Below are 21,782 nucleotides of genomic sequence, written 5' to 3'. Positions count from 1 at the left end.
TGCCTAAAATTACAAAAGTTTTCCGGTTAGGAAAATTCCAGCGATGGTAAAATAGATAATAAGTCCTGTAACATCAACTAATGTTGCCACAAAAGGCGCAGAAGAAGTTGCAGGATCTAATTTGAATTTTTTTAAAATAAAAGGAACCATAGAACCAGAAAGTGTTCCCCAGAGCACAATCATTGAAAGAGAAATCCCAGCACTAAGCGCTATGAAAAACCAATAATCTCCATAATCAAACCAACCCATCTTGTGCCAAATCATAATTCTGAAAAAGCCGATAATTCCTAAAAATGTTCCTAAAACAATCCCTGTTACCAATTCTTTTTTCATTACAGTCCACCAATCTTTTATCGTGATTTCTTGCAATGCCATCGCTCTAATGATAAGTGTAGCAGCCTGAGAACCAGAATTTCCTCCACTAGAAATAATAAGTGGAATGAAAAGTGCCAATACAACAGCTTTTTCTATTTCTACTTCATAATATCCCATCACTGAAGCTGTAATTAGCTGAAGGAAAAATAGAACAATGAGCCAAAGTCCCCTTTTCTTGATCATTTCAAACCAATGGGTCTGAATGTAGGGATCGTCTAATGCTTCTACACCTCCAAATTTCTGTATATCTTCGGTGTTTTGTTGAGCAATTTGGTCTAAAATATCGTCTATGGTTACAATTCCTACTAATACGCCAGCATCAGTAACAATGGGTAGCGCAGAGCGATCATATTTTTCAAAATACGTTACGGCATCTTCCTTAGATGTTGTAGTGCGTATGGCTACAAACTGATTATCCGTAATTTCAGAGATAAGCGTATCTTCTTCGTTTAATAATAAACTTCCAAGGGCAATATCGTCTATTAGCCTATTTCTTTCGTCTACTACATAAAGATGATTCATGGTTTCCACCTTTTTTCCTACCTTTTTTATCTGTTGTAGACATTTTTTTATCGTCCATTCTTTTCGAATTTGGATATAATAAGGAGTCATCAGTCGGGCAATAGAATCCGCATGATAACCTAGCAATTTCAAGGCAATTCTTCTTTCCTGAGGATTTAGATGATTAATAGAATATTTGATGAGCTCGTCTGGAAAATCCTCAAACAATCCTGTTCTATCATCAGGCGTCATCGCATTCAGGATTTCAGAAACGTCATCGCTACCAATGCATCGTATGGTTTCTTCCTGAAAATTGGGATCTAGATGAGAAAATACATTGGCTTTATATTCTTTCGGAACCTTTAAGAAAGCCAACAACCTTTCATCAGCAGGGAGTTCGCTGAGTCTCTCTGCAATATCTGCAGGATTGAATGTGAGTTCTTCTTTGTAATTCAAAATTTGAAATTTCTAGCCATACAAAATTAACTGAATTTTTCAAGAATTGAGTAGTTTTTAATTAGATAAAGATAAGTTTATAAGGTTTCGGTAGAAGTGTTTTTCAACTTTCGCAATTCTTTAATAATATCTTTCAATGCTCCGTTTGTACCTATTTTTATAGAGTTGGCTGCGGTCCCAAGGAGACGCATATTTTTCTTGTAAGTATCGTAGCTAGAAGAGGTAATAAGATTGCCATCTGCATCAAATAGTTTCATGCTTACTATAACTTGGTTAGAAAATACATATTTACCAATTCCTACCTTGAAGTATTTTACTTTTGGCACTACAACGAAGTCAGCATCGTTGTTTTTACTATATTCCATGATGGTTTTAGCATCTATACTATCGTATACCAAATCTATATCAGAACGGAGCATTTTATTCTTTTTTAGAGTGCTAAGCTTATCCGAAACCGCACTAAAAAAAGCATGGTTTGTGGGTTCTTTTATTTCCTCAATATATGGTTCTACTTCTGGGTTGAAGTATAAGATTTTCTTTATTTTATCATCAGAACTTGCCTTCTGTGCATTACAAGGAGTAACGCTGATTATAAAAATTGAAGTGATAAGCGTATAAAATAAAATTTTTTTCATCTTTTTATAGTCCACAAAATTAGTGCCTTTTCATTGGATAACATAATTTTTTTTAAGATATCTTAACATAATTTTTTGATTTTATTGATATTTACAATCAATATTGTTTTGTGCACTAGGAAATTAGTCGTACTTTTGCACCCGTTACATAATAATCATTAAAAAAATATTGGAATGTACTTAACAAACGAAACAAAAGCAGAAATTTTCGCAAAACATGGAAAATCTGCAGCAGACACTGGAAGCGCTGAAGGTCAGGTAGCTCTATTTACTTTTAGAATTAACCACTTAACTCAGCACTTGAAAGTGAACCGTCACGATTTTGCTACTGAGAGATCATTGGTAAAATTGGTAGGTAAAAGAAAAAGTTTATTAGATTATCTTAAGAAAAAAGATATTACAAGATACAGAGCAATTATTGCTGAACTTGGAATTAGAAAATAATCATAAAGATTTTCAAAAAGCAAAAGCAACTTCACAAGAAGTTGCTTTTTTTGTGCTTAATGCTTAAATATTTCTAAGGACATTAATGTATTTCTTCCTTCCTTAGCTTTCAAAAACTATATTTGCTCTTTTTTAAAATATACTGTTTGAAGCAACTTTACCTATTTTTATGTTTATATTCTGCCAATTACCTTAGAGCACAGCGTGTAGATTCTATACCAAAAGCTACTTGGTCTTTTTCTGCTGCCGTAGAAAATGGAGCAGTACTTCCCACCAATGATCAGCTAAAAAACTATGAAGACAAATCCTACTTAGGATATTCACTTGAAATTTTAAAATATCCAAATGGCGAAAAAAAGTGGCAAAAATTATACCCCAATACTCACTATGGTATAGGTATAATCGGATATGATTTCCTCTCCAATAAAGAAATGGGATCTCCATTTGCCGTATTCGGAATTTATAGTTCCGATATAAAAAATTGGAAGCGATTACGATGGGATTATAAGGTCAAATTTGGTGTTTCATGCAATTCAAATCCTTACAATTTTGATGAAGGTTATATGAATTCATCGCTCGGATCCAAAACCAATATGTACATAGGGTTAAGTTCGGGTTTGTACTATGAACTCACGAATAATTTTAATCTCGGTTTTAACTTAAAATTTAATCATCTTTCTAATGGTTCTCTAAAAGTCCCAAATCGAGGACTCAATACCTTTGCACCACAAATTTCTCTAGTTTATTATCCCGAAAGACCTCAAAAATCATTAGACGCACCAGAAACTGAAGAAAATACATCTCGTAATAAATCTGGGAGTTTTGAAATTTCTGCTTTTGTCGCGAGGAAGAATTTTTTCTATCGTGGTGAAGACCGACATGATATTAAACCCTTTGAGGGATACAACTATTCAGTCTATGGAGTAGAAGCATCGTACATGAAACAATTTTCGGCTAAATCGGCTGTAGGATTGGGCATTGGGATTACTCAAGATGACGAATACAATCATACCATGTATATTCAGGATCATATTTTGATGCAAAAGAAAAGATTTTCTAATAATCAAGTTTTATTCAGTATAATACCTACTTACAGATTGATGATAGATCGTTTGTATATCAATATTGGAGCAGGTTATTATGCATTTAAGAAAGGCAGAAAATATGATGAAACACCATTTTTCCAAAAAATTGGACTGCAATATCAGTTTAATAGTAGAGTTTTTGCTTCTTTTGGAATTAATGCATATCAATTTCATGTAGCCAATTATCTAGAGTGGAAAATAGGGTATACTTTTCCTAGAAAAAGTTTATAATGCCTATGAGTAAGAAAGTTATCGTTTTATTTTTCTAAAATTTTGAGTTTAAATAAGGCAGTTTAGAAAGCTTTTTTTTGTAAATTCAATTTTTTTGCAAATTTTACATTAAATTTGTATTCGAATATTTAGACGAAAATATAATAATTAAAAGCGCTCAATACGGAGTGCAAACCAATCAATTTATGAGTATACCTCAAGCAATTACAGAAAAAATTACTCTTGCAGATGGCAGAGAAATAACTATCGAAACCGGTAAATTAGCAAAACAGGCTGACGGATCTGTGGTAGTAAGAATGGGTGGAACAATGCTTTTAGCAACTGTTGTAGCCAGCAAAGAAGCCAAAGATGGTGTAGATTTTCTTCCATTAACAGTAGATTACAGAGAAAAATTCTACGCAGGTGGTAAAATTCCTGGAAATTTCTTTAGAAGAGAAGCAAGACCTTCAGATCAAGAAATCTTGACAATGCGTCTTGTAGACAGAGTTTTAAGACCATTATTTCCAGAGGACTTCCATGCAGAAGTTCAAGTAATGATTTCATTAATTTCTTACGACGGACAATCTATTCCGGACGATTTAGCAGGTTTAGCAGCATCAGCAGCTATCGCTATTACAGATATTCCTTTCAACGGACCAATGTCTGAGGCTAGAGTAGTAAGAATTGATGGAGAATATTCTATCAACCCAAGTTATGAAGACCTTAAGAAAGCAGACCTAGATATTATGGTGGGTGCTACTAAAGATTCTATTGTAATGGTAGAGGGCGAAATGAAAGAAATTTCTGAGCAAGAAATGCTAGAAGCGATCCAATTTGCACATGTGGAAATCAAAAAGCAAGTGGAAGCTCAAGAGAGATTAGCAGAAAAAGTAGGGAAATCTTTACCAAAAAGAGAATATTCTCATGAAAACCACGACGAAGAAATTCGTGCAAAGGTTTGGAAAGAAACTTACGATAAAGTATATGAGGTTGCAAAACAACCATCAAGCAAAGAAGAAAGAGGAGACAAATTCAAAGCTGTACTAGAAGAATTTCTAGCACAATATACAGACGAAGAAGAGCTAGCGAAAGTTACTCCATTTGCAAAAGTATATTACCATGATGTAGAGAAGGAAGCGATGCGTCAGATGATTTTGAATGAAAAAATTCGTCTTGATGGTAGAGCCCCAGAAACCATCAGACCAATCTGGAGTGAGATAGATTACTTACCTGGTGCACACGGTTCTGCTATTTTCACAAGAGGAGAAACTCAGTCTCTTACTGCTGTTACTTTAGGTTCTGTAAAAGATGCAAACATGGTTGATAGTGTAATGGCTAACTATGACGAAAAGTTCTTTTTACACTACAACTTCCCACCGTTCTCTACAGGTGAAGCAAGACCTTTAAGAGGAACTTCTAGAAGAGAAGTAGGACATGGTAACTTGGCTCAAAGAGCTTTAGCAAACATGATTCCTGAAGAAAACCCTTACACAATCCGTATCGTTTCTGATATCTTAGAGTCTAACGGCTCTTCTTCTATGGCAACTGTTTGTGCTGGTACATTAGCATTAATGGATGCAGGTATCCAAATTTCAAAACCAGTTTCTGGTATTGCAATGGGATTAGTAACAGACGTGAAATCTGGTAAGTTTACAGTTCTTTCTGATATCTTAGGAGACGAAGATCACTTGGGAGATATGGACTTTAAAGTAACAGGTACAGCAGATGGTATCACAGCTTGTCAGATGGATATCAAAATCCAAGGACTTTCTATGGATATTATGGAGCAAGCTCTATTACAAGCGAAAGCTGGTAGACTACATATCCTAAACAAAATTACAGAAACTATCGCTGCACCAAGAGAAGACGTGAAACCTCATGCTCCTAAAATGGTGATGCTAGAAATTTCTAAAGATTTCATTGGTGCGGTAATAGGACCTGGTGGAAAAATTATTCAGCAGTTACAGAAGGATACAGACACTGTAATCGCCATTGAAGAAATTGGTGAAATTGGAAGAATTGAAATTTCTGGTGTTAGCAGAGAAAAAATAAATGCAGCAATTGCAAGAATCAACGAGATTACTTTTGTACCTACAATTGGTGAAACTTACCAAGGGAAAGTAGTGAAAGTAATGGATTTCGGAGCTTTTGTATCTATTGCTAAAGGCACTGAAGGATTATTACATATCTCAGAAATTGAGTGGAAGCGTCTAGACAAAGTACCTTATAACGAAGGTGACTTGGTAGAAGTGAAATTTATGGGTTATGATGATCGTAAGAAAATGAAACTTTCTCGTAAAGTATTATTACCAAAACCTCCAAGACCAGATGCAAAGCCAGTAGGTGAAGCACCTCAGTCTTCTGAGCAAAAACCTTCAAACGAAGCGTAAGATTTTGATCTCAATTAAAATCAAGAATCTGTCTCACTACATAAAGTGAGGCGGATTTTTATTTTTATTAAAACTCGTTGTCTGTCAGTAAAAAACGATGTCCTCATTAGGCATCTTTTAATTTTAGATTGTGTGCTAATGCAATCAATCTGAATGCTCGCATAAAATAGTACCGATTTACTTATGCCTCAATTTAAGTTCCGTCAAAATAAGCTTATCTCAAAATCACCTATCTTTTTTCTGCTAAAATCAAAACTATCTACTGAAATAGATATATATAATAGTGTACGTTCGATAGCATACTAAAAATTATGATTTAAGAAGTTCAAATTTGATATTCACCTACAATATGTATTTTATAGAAGATACTGCAAATTAACTATTTAAGTCCCTTTATGTTGCGAGACGATTATATTTTATATTACATTTTTATAATGAATATAATAATTGTTATTGAAATTTACTGGAGCGGTAGATTTCAGTTGTACAGTTTGCCAATCTGCAGTAGGTATAATGGTATTTCCATCTAATCTTATTGGTAGTTTTAGATCCTTTACGGCATTTACATATCTAAATTTAAATTCATTTCCAGTCTGAATATATTCTAAAGTTGGAATATCTATAGTCCTTAAATATTGATAAAAAATAGAAGTAAAATCAAAACCTGCTTTTTCAGAAATATATTTTTCAATCTGTTGTGTGGTAACCGTTTGGTGATAAAAATCTTTATTCAATCCTCGCAAAATAGACCTGAATTTTTCATCATTATTAATGATTTCACGTATCGTATGCACCATACTTGCGCCTTTATAATACATATCTCCGCTGCCTTCATTTCTAACACCGTATTTTCCTATTATCGGAATGTCGTTGCTGATATTATGTCTAATGCCAAGCGCATAGATATCTGCCGATTTTTTATCCAAGAATTTTTCGGTAAACAGAACTTCAGAATACATCGTGAAAGCTTCATGAATCCACATATCAGCTTGGTCTTTTGCTGTAATATTATTGGCAAACCACTCGTGCCCGCTTTCGTGTATAATGATATAGTCCCAATACAAACCTACACCAGTTCCAGAGAGATCTCTTCCCAAATATCCATTGGTATACCCGTTGCCGTAGGCAATATTGCTTTGATGTTCCATGCCCAAGTAAGGAGAATCTACCAACTTGTAAGAATCTTCATAAAAAGGATAAGGGCCAAACCAATATTCGAAGGCAGAGAGCATCGGTTTAACTTGCTGAAACTGCTTTTTTGCTTTTTCCAAATTGTAATCTAACACCCAATAGTCTAGATCTAGATTTCCTTTTTCACCTTTATAATGATCTTTAAAATTAACATACTTTCCAATATTCGGGATGATAGAATACGCATTTATGGGATTTTTGACTTCCCAAGTGTAAGTAGTTTTACCATTTTGGGTTGTAGTAGAAATAAGTCTTCCATTACCAACTCCCACAAGATCTTTTGGAGTAACAATTTTCATAATAATACCATCATCAGGCTCGTCGCTCCAGATATCCTTTGTAGGCAACCATACAGACGCACCAATGCCTTCATCAGCAACACTCATCCAGGGGTTTCCATTTTTATCTTTTTTAAACACCCATCCGCCATCCCAAGGCGCATTATTGGCAACAATAGGATTTCCAGAGTACGAAATTGTGATATTATATTTTTCTCCTTTTTTAAACTTTTGATTTGATTTAATATAAATAAAATCTCCTTCTTGGATAAATTTTTCCTTAGTACTAAAACTGCAATCTACTTTATCCGCTTTCATCGGTTGCTGAAGATCTATCTGAAATACAGGATCTACGACATCTTGTGTAATAACAAAACTGATTTTATTATTTCCCTGAATACTTTTTAGTTCAAAATTGGGTTCCACGGATAACTCATACTTTTTTACGTCCCAAAAGTTTCTAAATTTTGTGTTAGAACCTTTCAGGGTGTCTTGCTTTGTGAAATGAGAATCGCTCCCAAACACTTGCCCGAAAGCAAAACTAGAAGCTAATAAAAGCGGCAGTATTATTTTTTTCATGGAAAAATAGATTTAACAATTCAAATTTAATTAATATAAAAAGGTTAATAGCATATATTTTTAATAAATATTTGTTGTCCACTTACCTCAACGTTACTGGTTTCCATTAGTATACCAATAGTACAAACGATTTTTAATAGAACTAAATTTGATAATCAATACAAAAACTATGAAAGTACAAATTTGGTCAGACATTATGTGTCCCTTTTGCTATCTAGGAGACCAAAACTTAAAAAATGCGATACAAGAATACTCCGGGAATTCTAATGTTGAGGTCGAGTTTAAAGCTTTTCAGCTCAATCCCTTACAAGAGAAAATAGAAAATCCTGATAATCCTATTAACTATACCATTAAAAAAGGTATGCCTGCAGAAAGAGTACGATCTTCCTTCGGATATATTGAGACGGAAGCTAGAAATCTTGGGTTGCCAATAGATTTGGAACATGCCAAAGTAGTGAATTCTCTAGATTGTTTGAGATTGGTAAAATATGCACAATCCAAAAACAAATACAATGAAGTAAAAGATGCTTTATTTAGAGGGTATTTTGTAGAAGGTAAAGACTTGTCAGATCATCAAGTTCTTTTAGATCTTGCGGTTGCTTCGGGTTTAGATAAAATTGAAACCGAACGATTTTTGAATTCTTCTGAACTAACAAATGAAGTAGAAAATGATAGAAATTTGGGAATATCTAAAGGCTTACAAGGCGTTCCTTTTTTCGTGATAGATGACCAATATGTATTATCGGGAAACCAATCTAAAGAGCAATTTTTAAAGGTTTTCAAAAAAATAAAACCTACAGAATCTAATCAGAACAGTTGCAATATAGAAACTGGGACTTGTGATTAGTTAATATGGATATTAGTTAAGTTAGTTAGTTATTCAAATGATTAGGCGGGAAAAATCTTTGATTTTTCCCGCCTAATTTATGTAAATTCAATTTGAAATTACTTCCGAACTGCTGGTAGATTTCCTTCTTTCTTAAGATTTCTTTTATAGGTATAGGAACACATGATAATACTAAATTCATATAAGAATAAAAGAGGTAAAGCCGCCATCATCATACTCAGAACATCGGCAGGAGTAATTATCGCTGCTACCACCATGATTAATACAATGGCATGACGACGGTAGGTTTTCATAAAAGTTGGATTCAAAATTCCTATGCTCGTTAAAAAGTAAATGAGAACAGGGAATAAAAAAACAACTCCCATCCCCAAAACTACTTGTAAAAATAGAGTAGTATAGTCACTAAGGTCGTATAATGGGATTATAATATCTGAAATTTTAAAGATAACTCCAAAATTCACCGCGAATGGAAGAATTAAATAATAGCCGCACAACACGCCTGTCATAAACAAGATCCAAACAGAGTTGATGATATAAATTGAGTTTTTTCTTTCGTTTGGATGAAGCGCTGGGCTGATGAACCTCCAAAGTTCCCACACGATATAAGGAAAGCTGATGACTAACCCTCCAAAGATAGAAACAGCCATCATGACATTAAATTGCTGGTACAATCTCTGCACACGTACTGGGAATTCTGTGGGTAAAGTGATACTATCTTCTCCGAGCAGCATCCTAGAATAATGATTGACAACCTTAAAGGTGGGAAAATCTGTTCTGGTGGGTCCAAAAAATATATGATCCATAATCCAGTTGATATTAAATCCTACCACCAATGCGGCAATTATAATAGCAATTATAGAGCGAATAAGATGTCCTCTTAGTTCGCCAATATGCCCAAAAAAAGACATTTCTTTACCTTCACTCACAGAATATATTTTTAAAGTACAAATTTAGCAATTATTTGCTTAAAATTTTCAAACCACGAGGGTAAGAGTTGTCATGCAATTTTCACTCTATTATATAGTCATTAGATGATACCTTCGTCTAATAATTTGTGCAAATCTATAATTCCGTAATAGTTGCCTTCCTCCACTACGATAAGTTGCCCAATATTATGATCCTTCAAGATCTTCATAGCACCCTTAGCCAACTCATTTTTTTCTATAGTTTTAGGATTCGCAGACATAATATCTTTAGCTAAAACTCGACTAATATCTTCCCCATTTAATAGCATTCTACGCAGATCACCATCTGTAATAACTCCAGAAATATGCGTACCATCTGTTACTACTGTAATCCCATGACTAGAAGCACTTATGGATATAATAACGTCTCTGATAGATGAGCTTTCTGAAACTTGAGGCTTTTGAGAGGATACAAATTGTTCTACTTTTGCCGTCAGGTTTTTACCTAAACTTCCACCAGGATGAAATTTTGCAAAGTCGTTTTCTTTGAAGTCATTTAGATCCATCAAACATACGGCAATTGCATCTCCAAGAGCCATTTGTAGGGTTGTAGAACTCGTAGGAGCAAGCTGATTAGGGCAAGCTTCAACATCTACATGCGTATCTAAAACAACATCAGAAGCTTCAGCTAACTTACTTTTTCTATTCCCTGTCATTCCGATAAGGGCAGATGAATAGTTTTTCAGGTAAGTCACCAGATTCACAATTTCAGGCGAGTTACCAGAGTTAGAGATGCAAAGCACAACGTCATCTTTTTGAATCACCCCAAGATCACCATGAATAGCCTCAGAAGCATGCAGAAACTGTGAAGGTGTACCTGTCGAGTTCAATGTAGCGACAATTTTATTGGCTACATGAGCAGATTTCCCTATGCCTACCACAACTAACTTTCCTTTTGAAGAATGAATAATCTTTACTGCTTTTTCAAATTCGTCCCCGATTCTATTTTGTAATTTTTCAAGTTCAGAGATTTCAATTGCTAACGTATTCTTAGCGATAGATATAATGTTTGATACATTCATTGTATGGTAGGTTTTCTTTATCGTAAAAGCACGAAAAAAAGATAAATTCTACCGAGTATAGAACTCGATAGTCAATATAATAAATTCAAGTACTTTTATTTTAAGTAAAAATGTTATAACTTTGGATAAGATGCAAATTTAGCAATACAAATTTAGATGAGCGCAACAAATGCCAATTTATCAGGCGAATTAAAGAAATACTTCGGTTTTTCTACTTTTAAAGGTCAGCAGGAGCTGATCATTGAAAAATTATTAGAAGGGAAAGATATATTTGTCTTAATGCCTACTGGAGGTGGTAAATCTTTATGTTACCAACTTCCCGCCCTTATATCAGAAGGTACTGCTATTGTAGTTTCTCCTTTGATTGCTTTAATGAAAAACCAAGTGGATGCTGTAAATGGTCTTTCATCAGAAAATGGGGTTGCCCATGTTCTTAACTCTTCTCTTAACAAAACTCAGACCAAACAGGTCTTTGATGATATAAAAAGTGGAAAAACGAAACTATTATATGTAGCACCAGAATCATTGATAAAAGAAGATTACCTTGAATTTTTCAAAGATGTGAAAATTTCATTCTTCGCTATTGATGAGGCTCACTGTATTTCAGAATGGGGACATGATTTTCGACCAGAATATAGAAACCTAAAATTCATTATCGATAAGATTGCTGATGTACCTGTAATTGCCCTTACCGCAACAGCAACTCCAAAAGTTCAGGATGACATCCAAAAAACTCTAGGGATGACAAATGCATTAGTTTTTAAGGAAAGTTTCAACCGTCCCAATCTGTACTATGAGATCCGTCCGAAAGTGAATGTAGATAGAGAAATTGTAAAATTTATCAATCAGCACAAAGGGAAGTCAGGTATTGTGTATTGTTTGAGCCGTAGAAAAGTAGAAGAGTTTGCCCAATTGCTGCAAGTAAATGGTATTAATGCACTTCCTTACCACGCTGGGCTAGACCAGAAGGTGAGAGTAACCAATCAGGATAAATTTTTGATGGAAGACGCTGACGTTATTGTAGCGACGATTGCTTTTGGGATGGGAATTGATAAACCCGATGTGAGGTTTGTGATTCATTACGATTTCCCAAAATCTTTAGAAAGTTATTACCAAGAAACAGGACGTGCAGGGCGAGATGGTGGCGAAGGTCATTGCTTGGCATTTTATGATCCGAAAGATATAGAAAAACTTGAGAAATTTTTAGCTCAAAAGCCAGTATCCGAAAGAGAAATTGGACTCCAATTGCTGAATGAAGTGGTAGGTTATGCTGAAACTTCCATGAGTAGAAGACAATATATTTTATATTACTTCGGAGAAAGTTTCGATCCCATTAATGGTGAAGGCGCAAAAATGTGTGATAATGCTTCCAATCCTCCTACTTTGAAAGATGCCACAGAAGATTTGGGTAAAGTGATGAAATTGATTGATGATACTCAGGAAAAATTTAAGTCAAAAGATTTAATTTCCATTGTTGTAGGTAAAGAAAACTCAGTAACGAAATCGTATAAAATGGAGCAAACTCCGTATTTTGGTTTTGGAAAAGGAGAAAATGAAAACTATTGGAAAACGATTATAAGACAAGCCACTGTACAAAGTTATTTGCAAAAAGATATCGAAACCTATGGCGTTCTAAAGATTTCACAAAAGGGTAAAGACCTCTTATCTGGACGTTACCAAGAATCCTTCTTAATTGCTGAAGATAGAGAATTTGATCTATCGCAAACCAAAGCAGAAAGTGACCAAGTACAGCAGCAAGCGAGTGGTGGACTAGACCAAGATTTGTTTGTTCTACTCAAGGAACTAAGAAAAAAGGTAGCCAAAAAGCATGGGATTCCACCTTATACAGTTTTCATGGATCCTAGTTTGGAAGATATGACGGTACAATATCCCATTAGTGTAGATGAAATAGCAAAAATATATGGTGTCGGCGAGGGTAAAGCAAAAAAGTATGGTAAAGAATTTGCCGATTTTATAGCTCAATACGTGGAAGATAATCATATTGAGCGTACACAAGATATGGTGTTGAAGCAAGTAGCAAACAAATCTAGTCACAAGGTATTTATTATACAAAGTACGGACAAAAAGATAGATCTTGAAGACATTGCCAGAGCAAAAAACCTGAAAATGGAAGAGTTGCTAAAGGAAATGGAACGTATTGTATATCAGGGAACAAAAATCAATATTAATTACTATATTGAGGATAATTTTGACGAAGACATTGTAGAGGGATTTATGGAATTCATGAATGAATCTGAAAGCGATAGTATGAAGGTATTGTTAGATGAATTCGGAGATGAATTATCGGATGAAGAAGTCAGAATTTTAAGGATAAAGTTCATAAGTGACGTAGCCAACTAAAATTTACAACCTTATCCTTTTCGGGTAAGGTTTTTTTACTATGAATAACAAAATTTCAATTATGTTTATCCTGCCCGATCTAGAGACTGGAGGTGCAGAGAGAATAGTTACAACTATTGCCAATCATCTTCCTAGAGATCGCTTTGTACCCATGATTTTGCTCTTGCGAAAACAAGGCGGATATCTGGAGATTTTAAAACAAGATGTAGAAATAATTGATATTGATACGGAAAGAATACGCCATTCTTTGAAACCTATTTTATCTCAAATTTACCGCAGGAAACCTGATATTGTTTTCTCTGGTTTTGGCGAAGTGAATGCCTATTTATCTTTGTTTATCAAGTTGTTTCCGAAAATCAAATTCATTGCAAGGGAAACTAATGTAGTCTCCGAACACGTGACTAAAAAAGAAATAAAATTTTTCTATAAATTTTATAATAACTACCATCAGATTATCGCACAAAGTGATGATATGATGCAGGATCTTATTGATAACTTTGCCATCACTAAGCATAAAATTATCAAAATAAATAATCCTGTAGATTTTGATTTTATTGAATCTAAACTTCTTACTTCAACAAAGCCCGAGAGTTTTAAATATAATTTCAAAAATGTAGTAGCTATAGGCAATCTATCTTCTAGAAAAGGCTTTGATAATTTGCTTAAAGTTTTTTCACGTCTGAAAAATGAGAATATCTTGCTCCATATTTTGGGTGATGGTAGGGACAAGGAAATTCTCCACCAGATGAAAGAGTTTTTAGGGCTCAAAAATGTAATTTTTTATGGAAGGCAAGAAAATCCTTATGCATTTCTGAAATTTGCAGATTTATTCGTGCTATCATCACGTTATGAGGGTTTTCCTAATGTGTTGTTGGAGGCAGGTGCTTGTGGTACGTATTCCCTAGCAAATATTTGTCCAGGCGGTATTAATGAAATTATTCAACATCAAACCAATGGAGAAGTAGGGGAAATAGAAAACCATGAAGAATTTGCCGAAAAGCTACTTTCTATCCTGCATCAAGAATATAATAAGGAAGCCATAAAAGATTCTATTAAATCTAGATTTTCTAAAGAAATTATTTTGGCAAATTATGAAAAACTTTTACTCGATTTGGTGAAGAAGTAGTATCCTAAATAAATCTTAAAATCTTCTTTAAAAACACCCCTCTTTCATCTATGAAAAAACTCTCTAAATTAGGCTGTGTTTGCGAAAAGCACAACTTGGTTGCTTCAGAATATCGAATCTCAAGGTTAGGAATGGATCATACCCAAAATAGAAATGCAGAAGTAAGTATTTTTCAATGTAGACTTTGTCAAAGGATTTGGCTTAATTATTCTGTGGAATATGAAAATTATCCGAATTCTAGCAGATGGTTTAAAGGGATTATTTCCAAAAAGGAGGTCAGCCAATTGAAGCCTGAAAATGCTGTTTTTTATTTGGAAACCCTTGAATGGTACATTTTCGGAGGCCTTTATTTTGGAAATAAAGAAAATTTTGGTAAAGGTAGATTGTATTTAGATAATTAAGATCAAAATGATAGAAAAAACCACAGAAAAATCTAGGAGATTGAGCATCTTTTGATTCATATTAAAATAAACAGACTCGTTAATATTTATTACTTGAATTCTAGCTTGATTCTTTATATAAAAAAACGTTCAGTAAAAATTATACTGAACGCTTTGATAATTATTAATAAAGAATTATCTATATAGACATTTGATGTTTTTTAGCTAAAAAGTAGAATGAATGCTGTCGCTATAAATACCTATAGTGGGTTTGCATAAAAATAATTTTCCCGATTTCCAGTATTAAATACCCACACCTTTCCCGCATTAGCTAATTCGCTATTCAGTGTAGGATCGTAATGAGTAAGATTTGGATAAGAGATTATTTCATTATCGAAATTTTCTATGTGTAAGTAGAGCGTTAAAATGTCTTGGGTAACTTCTATGATATTGGACCCACTGAGATAATTGTTAGCATTTGCATCAAAATATACTGTTGTCCCAGAACTATTTGTATTGTAAACAGCACTTCCTAATAATGCACCAGCATATGAAGTGTTATTTGCGGCTGTTCCAAGATTTTGCCATCCTGTGTAGCTTATAGATGAATTGCTAGAAGAGAGTCTTAAATGTGTCCATCTTCCTTTTCCTTTAGTTAGATATGATTTTAACGTAAGACCAAGGTTTAGAATCCAAGTTCCTTTTGTTAAAGTTATCGATACATTAGAGTATATATATCCCGTACCGTTGGATGAAGTAGTTATTCCTTCGCTTCCATTTCTTGCAAAATTCCCTACTTGTAATTTTTTCATGGTATTTGGCAATTTCCATGTACCAACTCCTTCAGCATCACTCACAAGAATTTTACCATTGGCTTGTGTATTATCCACGATTCTTAAAGCTCCATTTGTGCTCCCGTTATTAATTTCAAGTTTTACCGATGGGCTTATTGTTCCTGTTCCCAAATTACCTTTGTTTGTAATGATTACATCATTATTAGCTTCTGTTGCAGGTGGTGATCCTATAGGTGGATTATCTTTTTCTCCGTCAATGTGTAGTTTTCCAACTGGATTACTGGTATTTATGCCCACTTGCGAATAGAAAAACGAGTAGCATAAAATTGCACTTATGTATAATATATTTTTCATTGTTTGTATTATATTTAATTAACAGGTATTGCATAAAAATAATTTTCCCAATATCCTGATGTAGTATAGAATTTTAAACCAGTATTTTGCAAATTTCCTGGATTTATATTGGCAAGGTTTTCAATGAGCAGATTGATAACCGTTTCATTATCGGTAACTTCAATTAGGCTTGATCCGAATACAAAATTGTCGTTATCTAGTCCATCTACAAAAGTATCTTTATAACCATGTAAAAGTCCTGCATAAGAAACATTATTACCTGCTGTACCTAGATGTTTCCATCCAGTTTGGGTTACACTGTTTGTAGTACTAGATAAATACATATGTATCCATACAATATACTCTGCTGATACTCTTGTTTTTAATGTAGAACCAGCATTTACAATCCATTTTCCTTTAGTCAATTTAATATTTGCATTAAGGTATTTTACTCCACCTGTATTGTCCGATGTAGTTGTAATTTCCCCACCGGTTGCACTTCGGTAAAATTGACCTAATACTACATCTTTAAAGGATTGTGGAGTGGTCCATCTACCGACCCCGTTACTATCAGATAAAAATATTTTTTCATCACCCTGTGTCCCATCAACTATTTTTATTGCCCCAGGAGAAGATTTCATAATATCAACTCTTTTTGTAGGTTCAGACGTACCAACGCCAATATATCCTTTGTTGTTTATTACTACATCATTACTCTGCTGAATGCTTGTGGGTGCGCCAGAGTTTGGGTTGTCATTCAATCCATCTATATGTAAGATTTGTTGAGGGTTTGTCGTATTAATACCAATTTGTCCAAAACTGTATGTAGAGAGAGAAATTGCAATTGTAAGTATAATATTTTTCATAATTGTAGTTTGAAATTTATTCAATAGGAATTGCGTAAAAATAGTTTTCCCAAGAAGCTGTATTGAATTGCCAATGACCCACTTTTTCACCATTTTGAGTAGGTAACGTATTAGCATCATCTAGCAATAGATATATTCTCGTATTTGCAATGACGCTTATAAATGACGATCCACTTAGCATATTTGTACCATCACTAGTATAGGTATTATTTGTCCTAGCAGGATTTCCGAATATTAAATTAGAAAAAGATGTATTACTTCCTGCAGGACCAAGATGAGTAAAACCATTTTGTATCACAGAAATAGTACTAGTAGATAAATATCCATGCAGCCAAAATCTATTAAGTATATCTTGTTTTGATCTTACAGTTAATCCTATATTGACTAGCCAATTACCAGGAGTCAGGTCTATGTAAGTTTGCGTATATTTTACAGCTCCAAAATTATTTAGAGTTCCATCTCCTTGAACTTGAGTACCTGCACTTGGAAAAACACCAGGTACAACTGCTTTTAGAGAATTTAGGGTTTGCCAAGTTGCAATACCATTTGCATCACTCATTAATACTTTATTTGCGCCTTGTGTACCATCTACTAATTTCAAAGCACCATCTGTACTGCTATAAATATCAAGTTTCGTGGTAGGTGCGAGAACACCAATTCCTATATTTCCTTCCTTAGTTACCATTATATCATTAGCAATTTGTGCAGCAGTAATTATCTCAGATGCAATTTTGGGATTATCCTTTTCTCCATCTACATGCAGTAGAGATTTAGGATTGTTTGTGTCTATTCCCACATTTTTATCTTGTGAGAATATTTGTCCACTTATAATTATTAAAAGTGAGAAGAAATATTTTTTCATTATTTATTAATTTTTTGTTTTAATAGATCAACGTTGCGTTAATCAAAATCATAAAATAGGAGGCGGTCTTATTTGAAAACTATAATTATTCTGAAAAAAAAATGTAAAGATGAAATAATAAGTTTTGACTGTAGAAAAGGAACCATATCTAAACTTAAAACAGCAAATTTATTTATATTTCTATCTGCCTAATAAAAAGTATCTCCGCTTTGTGGCTTATATTATAATCGTGTTTCAAGCCTAGGGCTTTTTATAACAGTTAAAACTTTTATTTTCCTTATGGAGTTAAAGGGACACTTCCTTTTTTCTGATTTTTTAATTATTTTTGATACTTTCGTACTTATAATATGATCTCGATCATAAATTTTTGAATCCCTTAATACATATATTTGAGATTTGATAGAATTGCAGAATAAAAAAGCAAATATTACAGCTATTCAATAAAATAGTTGTAAAAAATTACACTTTTTTAATTTTAAATACATTTTTTCCTTCTCACAATTAGAAGAGCAATGCTTATCTCTGATGTAAAATATTTTATACAGGATACTATTTATATACTATACGTTTTCTTCCATTTTGCAATAGAATTTCTACTCAATTTAAAGTGTTGGGCAACCTCAGAATTGTTGTATCCATTTTTTTTCTGAAATTCTAAAATTTCTAGAATAGTAGCTTTATCGTAAGAACGGAACTTCTGATTGTTATTGTCACGCGTTTCGTTACTGAAAATAAGATTGTTGAGGCGGATAACGTCCGAAAGAGATAGTTGCTCTTTAGACATAATCTGGGTTGTCTTTTCACTTACATCAAACGTTAGGCTTTTAAGAATGTCGCTGTAGATAGCCTTATAGTCGGGTCTCGAATAGTTAGATTTCATCATTGTGTTTTTTTATAATTTAATTGTTTTATTTTTATTCTTCTTTATATTTACTTAGCCATTTGTATAAAGTTGTTTTCGGTATTTTATACTTCTCAATGACCTCTTTTTTAGTCATTTTTTCTGACCTTAGTTGTTCCAATATAAAATCTATAATTTCTTTGGTATACAGATTCTTCCTAAAATTGGGAGATTTAATTGTCTTAGCTGTTTTCTTATATTTGGATAATGGTGCATACAAAATAATATGTTGCGAATACAGCCTAAAAAAATCATAGTTACATACCTTACAAAATTTTAGCAAAATCTCCGTGTCAATGCTTGATGTTTTATATATTATCTGGAGTTCTTCTTCTGTGCATTTTATAAAATTGATAATTCGATGAATTTCAATTTTTCTTTCCTCAATTATATATTTAATAATATCACCGATGTGAATTTTTTTATAATTCATATTAATACCTACTTGATCATTTTTAGTTCATAATTTTGCGCTTATATTACTGGCTCAAAAATAAACGAATGCATACTCTTGCACTAATTAATACCTATCTAAAATATAGAATTTTGATAGTGGTATAATTACTTAACTATTTGATTTTCAGTATATATTTTTTGTAAAATAGATTTTATAGAAACTAATAATTTTGCAAGAAAAACGCTGTTTCACCATTACTTAAAAAGGTTTTTTTAGAGGTTTTTATATGTAGAAAAGCCGTAATTAGTTTACTATTTACAGCTTTTGTGCTGGTGAATTAAGGTTTTAAAGGTGTTACTTCTTTTTCTTTTCTTGCAATAGGAAATTAATGTAAGTGGAGGGTGATAATCCCTTTTTACTCTTAAAAATAGATGCAAATTGACTATGAGTTTGGTATCCGCATAATTCCGATATCACAGAAATCTTATAATGTAGAAGGTGGGGCTTGTCGTGCAACTCCTTTATAATGTAGTTAATTCTATAGGTATTAATGTAGTTGTTGAAATCTGAATTTCTGTGTTTTTTTAGGATATAATTTAGATATTTAGTATTCGTTTTTAGGATCACTGCCATTTGTGCTATAGAAATACCTTTGGTAGTGAACAAGTTTTGTTTTTCAAAATTGAGTAAGTTTTTTACAATTTTTTGCTCTGTTTCCTCTGGCATAATTACCTTATCTGTTGATAAGGTAGCTTTAGGTATTGAGTTATCTATTACCTTATTTTGCAAACCAGCGATAATGCTTTGATATCGCAGCTCATCCTTCTTTTTCTTTTTAAAATAATAAATTACAAAACCAATTAGCACTAGCAATATAATAACAGATAATGCAGAATGCAATCTCATCTTTCGCTCTTTTTCTGCAAGCAAAGACTTATTTTTTAGACTTTCCTCAAGAGCTAGTTTTTTGGTAATACTGGTTTCAGTATTAGCTATTCTAGAAACGATTTTAGAGAATTTAAGTTGATCTTCGGTGGTATCAATTGAAGAGTTTAGTCTTTCGGACAATATCAGCTTTGTGACAGAATTTGTTTTGGCAAGCAATACATAATGAAAGGCAGAGTCGAAGTTTTTTTTTGCTTCATCGTTTTTGCCATCATACTTCTGTAATAACGCTTTGTTCATAAAATAAAATTCTAGAAGCTGTATAGGTTCTTTTATTTTTATTTTGGATAAAAGAGTTTCCGTTTCATTCAAACTTTGTTTGGCTTCATCTATTATTCCACATTTTATCTGTACATAGCAAAGCTGTGAGGCAACGGCAAAGCGATATCTATTATTCATTTCTTCATTAGATTCTGCCTTGTTCACTAAGTTTAGATATTTCTTTCTTACCTCAGCTGCTTTACAATATTCTTGGTCTATATCGTATATTTTTGCTTCTATATAAAGTAAATCTTCATGGTGTACAGCACCTGGATTTTTTTTCACAATTGATTTTAATTTTTTCCAATTTTCATCAGACTCTACTATAAAACCCGCTCTTCTGTACGATATGATAAGGATGTTGAGTATTCTAAGTTCTTCTCGTAAAGAATCTGTCTTTTGTATGTTATTTTGAGCTTCACGAAGATACCGTACAGATTGTAGAAAATCACCAGCGTTATACATGCATTCTCCCAATACATTATTTGCTAATGCTTTTTCATAATTATCTTGAGCATATTTTAGCATCTGCGTCCCACTTTCACAACTTTGGTTAGAGTTGATTTGCTGCCTATGATATTTTTGGTAGAATAGTTTCCTTTTGTTCAAATCTATTTTTGTAGACTGCGCAAGTATAAGGCAATCCGTAAATATTCCGAATAAAAGCACGGATAAAAATAATTTTGTCATATTTGGTTTTTAGTTTATTAAGTGCTGTAGTTTTTAGAACATGTTTTGTTTTACAGTTATTTCAATTGTATTATTGAGGTTAGAAAGCATCCAATTCGTTGTGAACTTCACTATCTTTTTCTAAAAGGGCAATATGTTGTGATGGAGACATCCCTTCAACCTGTTCAAAAAACTGAGGAGAATTGACTGTGAGAAGAATAGCCACATAGATCCGCAAACACAGATAATTTGTAATGAAGAAGCTGTGGATTATGATGCAGTTCTTGGCAATATATTTTATTCTTCAATAATTAATGTACTTAGAAAAATCTGCATTTCGATGTTTTTTCAACACATAATTGAGGTATTTAGTGTTAGTTTTTAGCATCACAGCCATTTGCGCCAAAGAGATCCCTTTTATAGTAAACTGTTTTTTGTTTTCTAATTGATTGAGGTTTTCCAGAATTATATTTTCTGTTTCAGCATTTTTAATAACCTCTTTATCGATGGCTTGCAGAAAGGTGCTATCATTAGATTTATCACTACCTATGGTGTTTTCCAAGGATTTTATTATATCTTGGTATCGCATTTTTAATTTTTTCGTCATTCTTCTTTGGTAAAATAATATGATGACGACTAAAAGCGCTAGAGATACATATATCAAGAAGTAGAGAGTACTTTTATATTTATTTCTGCCAAATTCATTTTTGCGCTGGCTAGCTTCAGATAAAGTTAGTTTTTTGGTAACCGTAGTTTCTTCTTCAGATATATAATACCCCTACAAAACTGGACCAGTAGTTAAGTTGAAAAATATTAACTTTAAACAAGTCCAAAATTATGAAAACAGGAAGACGTAAATTCGATTCAGTCTTTAAGGCTAAAGTAGCTCTTGAATCATTAAAAGAACGT

General features: G+C 33.2%; 19 protein-coding genes. 7 read left to right on the top strand and 12 right to left on the bottom strand.

What is annotated here, in order from left to right:
* Positions 1-9: 9 nt before the first annotated feature.
* Complete coding sequence (mgtE, locus tag ACKI42_RS02645) at positions 10-1,332, bottom strand: magnesium transporter (RefSeq protein ID WP_407402171.1); 1,323 nt, start codon at positions 1,330-1,332, stop codon at positions 10-12.
* A 77-nt stretch (positions 1,333-1,409) separates the two neighbouring features.
* Positions 1,410-1,967 carry a pyruvate decarboxylase gene (locus tag ACKI42_RS02640; RefSeq protein ID WP_407402169.1) on the bottom strand — a complete coding sequence of 186 codons (558 nt, stop codon included), beginning with the start codon at positions 1,965-1,967 and terminating at the stop codon, positions 1,410-1,412.
* A gap of 174 nt (positions 1,968-2,141) precedes the next feature.
* Here ACKI42_RS02640 and rpsO point away from each other — a divergent pair, with 174 nt between their 5' ends.
* The 3 genes from rpsO to ACKI42_RS02625 all read left to right on the top strand — a co-directional run bounded on the left by rpsO (position 2,142) and on the right by ACKI42_RS02625 (position 6,096).
* On the top strand, positions 2,142-2,411 hold the full coding sequence (gene rpsO, locus ACKI42_RS02635; protein ID WP_407402168.1) for a 30S ribosomal protein S15: 270 nt from the start codon (positions 2,142-2,144) through the stop codon (positions 2,409-2,411).
* 146 nt (positions 2,412-2,557) lie between these two features.
* Complete coding sequence (locus ACKI42_RS02630; protein WP_407402166.1) at positions 2,558-3,727, top strand: acyloxyacyl hydrolase; 1,170 nt, start codon at positions 2,558-2,560, stop codon at positions 3,725-3,727.
* 185 nt (positions 3,728-3,912) lie between these two features.
* Positions 3,913-6,096, top strand: a complete 2,184-nt coding sequence (locus tag ACKI42_RS02625; RefSeq protein ID WP_407402164.1) for a polyribonucleotide nucleotidyltransferase — start codon at positions 3,913-3,915, stop codon at positions 6,094-6,096.
* Between the two features lie 416 nt (positions 6,097-6,512).
* Here ACKI42_RS02625 and ACKI42_RS02620 read toward each other — a convergent pair whose 3' ends face one another.
* Positions 6,513-8,144, bottom strand: coding sequence for a M1 family metallopeptidase (locus tag ACKI42_RS02620; protein ID WP_407402162.1), 1,632 nt, complete (start codon positions 8,142-8,144; stop codon positions 6,513-6,515).
* 169 nt (positions 8,145-8,313) lie between these two features.
* On the opposite strand from ACKI42_RS02620, the gene ACKI42_RS02615 reads away from it, so the two are divergent.
* Positions 8,314-8,991, top strand: a complete 678-nt coding sequence (locus ACKI42_RS02615) for a DsbA family oxidoreductase (RefSeq protein WP_407402160.1) — start codon at positions 8,314-8,316, stop codon at positions 8,989-8,991.
* Positions 8,992-9,089: 98 nt separating this feature from the next.
* Here the strand turns inward: ACKI42_RS02615 and tatC are convergent, their stop codons facing one another.
* Together tatC and ACKI42_RS02605 are read right to left on the bottom strand one after the other, a co-directional pair.
* A complete protein-coding gene (tatC, locus tag ACKI42_RS02610; protein ID WP_407402158.1) occupies positions 9,090-9,917 on the bottom strand; it encodes a twin-arginine translocase subunit TatC in 828 nt (275 codons plus the stop codon).
* A gap of 101 nt (positions 9,918-10,018) precedes the next feature.
* Complete coding sequence (locus ACKI42_RS02605; RefSeq protein ID WP_407402156.1) at positions 10,019-10,978, bottom strand: SIS domain-containing protein; 960 nt, start codon at positions 10,976-10,978, stop codon at positions 10,019-10,021.
* Positions 10,979-11,134: 156 nt separating this feature from the next.
* On the opposite strand from ACKI42_RS02605, the gene recQ reads away from it, so the two are divergent.
* The 3 genes from recQ to ACKI42_RS02590 all read left to right on the top strand — a co-directional run bounded on the left by recQ (position 11,135) and on the right by ACKI42_RS02590 (position 14,866).
* Entirely contained in the window at positions 11,135-13,339 is a 2,205-nt protein-coding gene (gene recQ, locus ACKI42_RS02600; protein WP_407402154.1) for a DNA helicase RecQ, read from the top strand.
* 61 nt (positions 13,340-13,400) lie between these two features.
* A complete protein-coding gene (locus tag ACKI42_RS02595) occupies positions 13,401-14,465 on the top strand; it encodes a glycosyltransferase (protein WP_407402152.1) in 1,065 nt (354 codons plus the stop codon).
* A gap of 50 nt (positions 14,466-14,515) precedes the next feature.
* Positions 14,516-14,866 (top strand): hypothetical protein, encoded by a 351-nt coding sequence (locus ACKI42_RS02590; protein WP_407402150.1) that lies wholly within the window; start codon positions 14,516-14,518, stop codon positions 14,864-14,866.
* 239 nt (positions 14,867-15,105) lie between these two features.
* Here ACKI42_RS02590 and ACKI42_RS02585 read toward each other — a convergent pair whose 3' ends face one another.
* The 7 genes from ACKI42_RS02585 to ACKI42_RS02555 form a co-directional block, all read right to left on the bottom strand.
* Positions 15,106-15,993, bottom strand: coding sequence for a hypothetical protein (locus tag ACKI42_RS02585; protein ID WP_407402148.1), 888 nt, complete (start codon positions 15,991-15,993; stop codon positions 15,106-15,108).
* A gap of 14 nt (positions 15,994-16,007) precedes the next feature.
* A complete protein-coding gene (locus tag ACKI42_RS02580; protein ID WP_407402146.1) occupies positions 16,008-16,838 on the bottom strand; it encodes a hypothetical protein in 831 nt (276 codons plus the stop codon).
* A gap of 16 nt (positions 16,839-16,854) precedes the next feature.
* The gene (locus tag ACKI42_RS02575) at positions 16,855-17,700 is read right to left on the bottom strand and encodes a hypothetical protein (RefSeq protein ID WP_407402144.1); all 846 of its coding nucleotides are present in this window, start codon (positions 17,698-17,700) and stop codon (positions 16,855-16,857) included.
* Positions 17,701-18,253: 553 nt separating this feature from the next.
* On the bottom strand, positions 18,254-18,583 hold the full coding sequence (locus tag ACKI42_RS02570; RefSeq protein WP_407402142.1) for a helix-turn-helix domain-containing protein: 330 nt from the start codon (positions 18,581-18,583) through the stop codon (positions 18,254-18,256).
* 769 nt (positions 18,584-19,352) lie between these two features.
* The gene (locus tag ACKI42_RS02565) at positions 19,353-20,894 is read right to left on the bottom strand and encodes a helix-turn-helix domain-containing protein (protein ID WP_407402140.1); all 1,542 of its coding nucleotides are present in this window, start codon (positions 20,892-20,894) and stop codon (positions 19,353-19,355) included.
* Between the two features lie 79 nt (positions 20,895-20,973).
* Positions 20,974-21,111, bottom strand: a complete 138-nt coding sequence (locus ACKI42_RS02560) for a hypothetical protein (protein WP_407402138.1) — start codon at positions 21,109-21,111, stop codon at positions 20,974-20,976.
* A gap of 66 nt (positions 21,112-21,177) precedes the next feature.
* Entirely contained in the window at positions 21,178-21,480 is a 303-nt protein-coding gene (locus ACKI42_RS02555) for a hypothetical protein (RefSeq protein ID WP_407402136.1), read from the bottom strand.
* Between the last annotated feature and the right edge of the window lie 302 nt (positions 21,481-21,782).

It is taken from the genome of Chryseobacterium sp., from assembly GCF_045629545.1.
Classification (GTDB): Bacteria; Bacteroidota; Bacteroidia; order Flavobacteriales; family Weeksellaceae; genus Chryseobacterium.
This window is presented reverse-complemented; position numbering and strand designations above follow the sequence as displayed.

Bases quoted from the DNA above. Each gene is read 5' to 3' on its own strand.
- ACKI42_RS02570 (WP_407402142.1), bottom strand. From the start codon at position 18,583: ATGATGAAATCTAACTATTCGAGACCCGACTATAAGGCTATCTACAGC.
- ACKI42_RS02620 (WP_407402162.1), bottom strand. From the start codon at position 8,144: ATGAAAAAAATAATACTGCCGCTTTTATTAGCTTCTAGTTTTGCTTTC.
- recQ (WP_407402154.1), top strand. From the start codon at position 11,135: ATGAGCGCAACAAATGCCAATTTATCAGGCGAATTAAAGAAATACTTC.
- ACKI42_RS02585 (WP_407402148.1), bottom strand. From the start codon at position 15,993: ATGAAAAATATATTATACATAAGTGCAATTTTATGCTACTCGTTTTTC.
- ACKI42_RS02555 (WP_407402136.1), bottom strand. From the start codon at position 21,480: ATGACGAAAAAATTAAAAATGCGATACCAAGATATAATAAAATCCTTG.
- ACKI42_RS02605 (WP_407402156.1), bottom strand. From the start codon at position 10,978: ATGAATGTATCAAACATTATATCTATCGCTAAGAATACGTTAGCAATT.
- ACKI42_RS02625 (WP_407402164.1), top strand. From the start codon at position 3,913: ATGAGTATACCTCAAGCAATTACAGAAAAAATTACTCTTGCAGATGGC.
- rpsO (WP_407402168.1), top strand. From the start codon at position 2,142: ATGTACTTAACAAACGAAACAAAAGCAGAAATTTTCGCAAAACATGGA.
- ACKI42_RS02590 (WP_407402150.1), top strand. From the start codon at position 14,516: ATGAAAAAACTCTCTAAATTAGGCTGTGTTTGCGAAAAGCACAACTTG.
- ACKI42_RS02575 (WP_407402144.1), bottom strand. From the start codon at position 17,700: ATGAAAAAATATTTCTTCTCACTTTTAATAATTATAAGTGGACAAATA.
- ACKI42_RS02595 (WP_407402152.1), top strand. From the start codon at position 13,401: ATGTTTATCCTGCCCGATCTAGAGACTGGAGGTGCAGAGAGAATAGTT.
- ACKI42_RS02615 (WP_407402160.1), top strand. From the start codon at position 8,314: ATGAAAGTACAAATTTGGTCAGACATTATGTGTCCCTTTTGCTATCTA.
- ACKI42_RS02640 (WP_407402169.1), bottom strand. From the start codon at position 1,967: ATGAAAAAAATTTTATTTTATACGCTTATCACTTCAATTTTTATAATC.
- ACKI42_RS02565 (WP_407402140.1), bottom strand. From the start codon at position 20,894: ATGACAAAATTATTTTTATCCGTGCTTTTATTCGGAATATTTACGGAT.
- ACKI42_RS02580 (WP_407402146.1), bottom strand. From the start codon at position 16,838: ATGAAAAATATTATACTTACAATTGCAATTTCTCTCTCTACATACAGT.